Source organism: Rhizobium ecuadorense (assembly GCF_001187535.1).
Taxonomy (GTDB): Bacteria; Pseudomonadota; Alphaproteobacteria; order Rhizobiales; family Rhizobiaceae; genus Rhizobium; species Rhizobium ecuadorense.
Genome location: NZ_LFIO01000446.1, coordinates 1 through 4,157 on the forward strand (window position 1 = coordinate 1; position 4,157 = coordinate 4,157).

Here is a 4,157-nt window from a genome sequence, read left to right on the forward strand (position 1 = left end):
GGACATGCCCGCCCTATGGCGGGGTCCACGCCGCAATCGCGTCTTGACGGGCCGAATCGCCGCAACGAAAATCGCGTCGGCATCATAGCCGATCGCAATAAGCAGGAATCCAAATATCGATGCGCGTAGCGCGCCGAGCTTCAGTGCCGCGTGCCGAGCAGACTACTGTCCTGGCCGCTTTCGGGAGAAAGGGATACGCCGCTTCTGTCGAGGTCCTGCAGCAGGGCGCCGAGCGCAAGGTCCAGGCAATAGGCGGAGAATTCGGCGTTCAGGTCTTTGGCGTTCTCTCGGGCATAGGCAACGAGCCTGGCGAGCGATACCAGCTCCTTGAGCTCTTCCTCACTTTTCGGCGTGATTGTTGCTTCGGTTGCGTCGTACATCTGAGAACTCTCCTGCTTCCCTTGCCGGTGTATGCCGGCAGAGCAAAGTCAGTTTAATCCTCTTGAACGAAAAACGCGCGTGACACAGGCGTGACAGGATCTGCCGGCTTACAGTTTCGGGGCCAGACTTCAGAAGCCGGCCCTGCGCAACGCCTCGCGATACTGTTCCTTCTGCCATTGCTCTTTGAAAGGGACGACCGAAAGCCATTTGTCGACATCGAAATCCGGATAGATCTCGCGCACCTTGCGCATATAGATACGCGCGTTTTTCATATCGCCGAGCATGGCCCAGCAGGCAGCCGAAAGCCGGTCCGCCGGTGTGCGGTCGTCCATAATGGAGATCTGCTCGAGCGCCTCGGCATAATGGCCGAGGGCGAAATTCGCCCCGGCCGCCGTCCAGAGATAGTCGGTCGGGCACAGCGGGTTGAGGGAGATGGCCCGCTCGATCTTGGCCAGTGCATCGGCAGGGCGCGACGCGTGGACGAGCGTATCGGCATAACTTGCGATGCCATCGGCATAATGCGGGCTCAGCTCTTCGGCGAGCTTCAACGCCAGGACGCTTTCATCGATGTCCCCGAGATAGAGCTTGGCAACGCCGAGTTCACGAAAGCCGGCCGCAAACGAAGGATCGGCGACGATTGCCCGGTTCGCATAGTCCTCCGCAAGGCCGAGCAACTGGCTGTCGCCGCGTGCCGTCAGCAGCCACTCGACGAGATACGTGCGTGACAATCCGCTGAGCGCAGGGGCAAAATGTGTGCTGTGTTGAAGCGCCTCGCGGAAAGCCTTTCGAGAGCGGCGCACGTCGGGGAGGGCAAGCCGCTTCACATCCCGCAGACCGAGAAGGTAGCTGTGATACGCGGCCGAATTACCCTCGAAGGAATCGCGCATGGTTTCATGCCGGCGGACCTGACCGGCAAGCTCTCTGGCAATCTGCCGTGCGATGTCGCGCCGGTGGCTTATCAGTTCGTATTTCTCGAGGCTGAAACGCTCGGCCCAGATGACTTCATCGCTACCGGCATGGATCAGCTGGACAAAGAGCGCAGGGATGCCCGCGCTATGGCTCAGCCTGGTGTCGAGAACGTATGAAATCGAATGGCGCTTGATCAGCTGATCCTTGTCGGCGTTGCGTGCGATTCGGGCGGCCGTATGGGGCGCCACCACCGAAACCGTATTCAGCGCGCAAAGACCGATGGTCACGTCCTCGATCAGCGCGTCGGAGAGCATCGGCAAAGCACCGATCGCATCCGTCCCGCCCGGCGGCAGCAGCACCAGACGGGGCAGGGGGCAACGGGGTAGGGGACCAGGAACCCGAACGCCGTCGGTGAGCGGCACCGCGAAGCTCTGCAGTTGTTGACCGCCGTCAAAAATTTTGCGGACCTCTCCCAGCGCCTGGACGTCAAGGCCGATATCGAATGCGCTTTCCAGCTCATGCTTGCTCGTCTCGAAAAGCCGGCGGGCTTTCTCCAGCTGTCCTTCGGACTCATAGGCCTCAAGAAGGATACGACGAATGTTTTCGTCATCAGGCGCCTCGCGGAAAATCCTGAGCGCCGCCTCCTTGATCAGGCTCACATCCTCTCGCGACCGCGCCATCGGCAGCGCCGTCTTCAGCGCATCCACAAGAACCGCCATGTGCCGGTCGCGCTGGCCGGCGATCCATTGCCGCGTACTGGCGCTTTGGTCGGTGAGCCCAGCCAGGAAATCCTGGCGAAAGATGGCAACCAGCCGCTGCAGCTTGCCAAGGGCGCCTTCGCCTTCGGGGTTGGCAAGTTCAAAGAAATCACCGGAAAAGGCATCCGGCCTGACCCGCACACCGGTCGCCGTGAAGGCCAGAAGTTCGGCGCCCAGCTCGGTCTGACGCATCTGAATACGCGATATGGTTTTGCGCAGGTTGGCCATGATGTCAGAATTGTCATGGCTGTCCCACAAGAACCGCGCCAGCGCCGAGCGCGGATATTCGCTCCCGGCTCCGTCCCGCAGATCACGGTCCAGCAGATAACAAATCGCCAGCAGGCCTTTTTCCGGGAACGCCGCAGGTCGCCCTGCCTGGTCGATCAGTCGCAACTCACCAAATGACTCGAGCCTGAGCTTCATGCGGATAGTGCCTGCCGATATGCCTGACTATTCTCCGAGCGGAAGGGTGATATCCGCCACAGGGACACCCAATGTTACACCGCCGCTTTCCGCTTGCGCCATCGCCTTCACCAATTGGATGATGGTTTCACGGATATTCCGGTCGGCGATCTTCAGAAAGGCGCGATTGAGCACCAATCCCTCTTTCGTTCGCAGGAATTCGGCGACCGGATCGGTATTTGCGGGCAGATCCAGCCCTTGCAACGTCAACGGCTCGGAATTTTCCTGTTCGAAGAAGAAGCTCGGCGACGTGTGAAGCACATCGGCTATCCGCTGCAGACGGCTCGCACCGATGCGGTTGATGCCCTTCTCGTATTTCTGAACCTGCTGAAAGGTCACGCCGATTTGCTCGGCAAGCCGTTCCTGGCTCATTCCGAGCAACTGCCGGCGCATTCTAATGCGCGCTCCGACATAGCCGTCTATTGCATTCGGTGTCTTGACATTCATCGCGTGTTTCAGCCTCGATCGCATTTTCAATCAGCGCAGCTGTAGTATTCCCCGCCCCGGTTTTCCATGGTTGTTTTCACATCGCCTACCATATAGCCGATGATCGCAACCGAGTGTGGTAGGAAAACCCCCGTCCGGCAAGAGGTGAAGCGACGCAGAATGAAGCGGCAAAAGGGCAAATCGAACAAAAGCCGTACCGATCCTGATGAAACTGGGCTGTAATTGCCGCCCGCCTTACGCTAAATCCACGTCAGCGACCGTCGCTTGATCATCTTCCCCAGCCCCGATCGCCCGAAATCCATCGAACAAAGCGACGCGGCACGGCAACCAACCGGGCCGTCCAGGAGAAATGCCCATGGCAACCGTTGCCGAGCGTGCGCCCCGTTTCGAAAAAACTACGATGTCCATCCTGGTGGCGGTCAGCTTCTGCCACATGCTGAACGACATCATGCAGTCGCTGCTCGCCTCACTCTATCCGCTGTTCAAGGCGAACTACGATCTCAGTTTCGCGCAGATCGGCCTCCTCACCATGACGTTCCAGGTCACGGCGTCGCTGCTGCAGCCGCTGGTCGGCATCGTCACCGACCGCTGGCCGATGCCCTATTCGCTGCCGGTCGGCATGGCGAGCACTTTCTGCGGGCTCATCCTGCTCGGCAATGCCGGCAGTTTCGCCCTGCTTTTGGTTGCGGCCAGCCTGATCGGCTTCGGCTCGGCGGTCTTCCATCCGGAATCCTCGCGCGTCGCCCGTCTTGCCTCCGGCGGCCGCCACGGTTTCGCTCAGTCGTTTTTCCAGGTCGGCGGCAATGCCGGCCAGGCGATCGGTCCGCTGCTCGCCGCCTTCATCGTGCTGCCGCTCGGCCAACATAGCGTCTCCTGGTTTGCCGCCATCGCCATGATCGGCATGGTCGTGCTGAGCTGGGTCGGAAACTGGTATATTGGCCATCGTCGCCAGAACGCCAGCAAGCCGGCGGTGAGCCGGGCTCTGCCGCTGCCGCAGAACAGGGTCGTCTGGGCGCTGCTGATCCTCGTGCTGCTGACAGCGACGAAGAATGTCTACATGGCGAGCGTGTCGAGCTATTTCACCTTCTATGTCATCGACAAGTTTGCGCTGAGCGTCCAGCAGGCGCAGCTGATGCTCTTTCTGTTCCTCGGCTCGGTCGCCGTCGGCACGTTCCTCGGCGGGCCGATCGGCGACCGAGC

The 4,157-nt window shown here is 60.5% G+C and carries 4 protein-coding genes; 1 reads left to right on the forward strand and 3 read right to left on the reverse strand.

The genetic code is table 11. The features are described 5' to 3' along the window. Positions 1–140: 140 nt before the first annotated feature. From AF337_RS11075 to AF337_RS11085, 3 genes are all read right to left on the reverse strand, one after another. Positions 141–380: a hypothetical protein gene (locus AF337_RS11075; protein WP_049732221.1), complete on the reverse strand. Its 240-nt coding sequence runs from the start codon at positions 378–380 to the stop codon at positions 141–143. Between the two features lie 129 nt (positions 381–509). After that, positions 510–2,471 carry an AfsR/SARP family transcriptional regulator gene (locus AF337_RS11080; protein WP_049732222.1) on the reverse strand — a complete coding sequence of 654 codons (1,962 nt, stop codon included), beginning with the start codon at positions 2,469–2,471 and terminating at the stop codon, positions 510–512. A 27-nt stretch (positions 2,472–2,498) separates the two neighbouring features. Continuing rightward, positions 2,499–2,957: a helix-turn-helix domain-containing protein gene (locus AF337_RS11085; RefSeq protein WP_049732223.1), complete on the reverse strand. Its 459-nt coding sequence runs from the start codon at positions 2,955–2,957 to the stop codon at positions 2,499–2,501. 355 nt (positions 2,958–3,312) lie between these two features. On the opposite strand from AF337_RS11085, the gene AF337_RS11090 reads away from it, so the two are divergent. After that, on the forward strand, positions 3,313–4,157 hold an 845-nt coding region (locus AF337_RS11090; protein WP_049732224.1), incomplete at its 3' end, for an MFS transporter.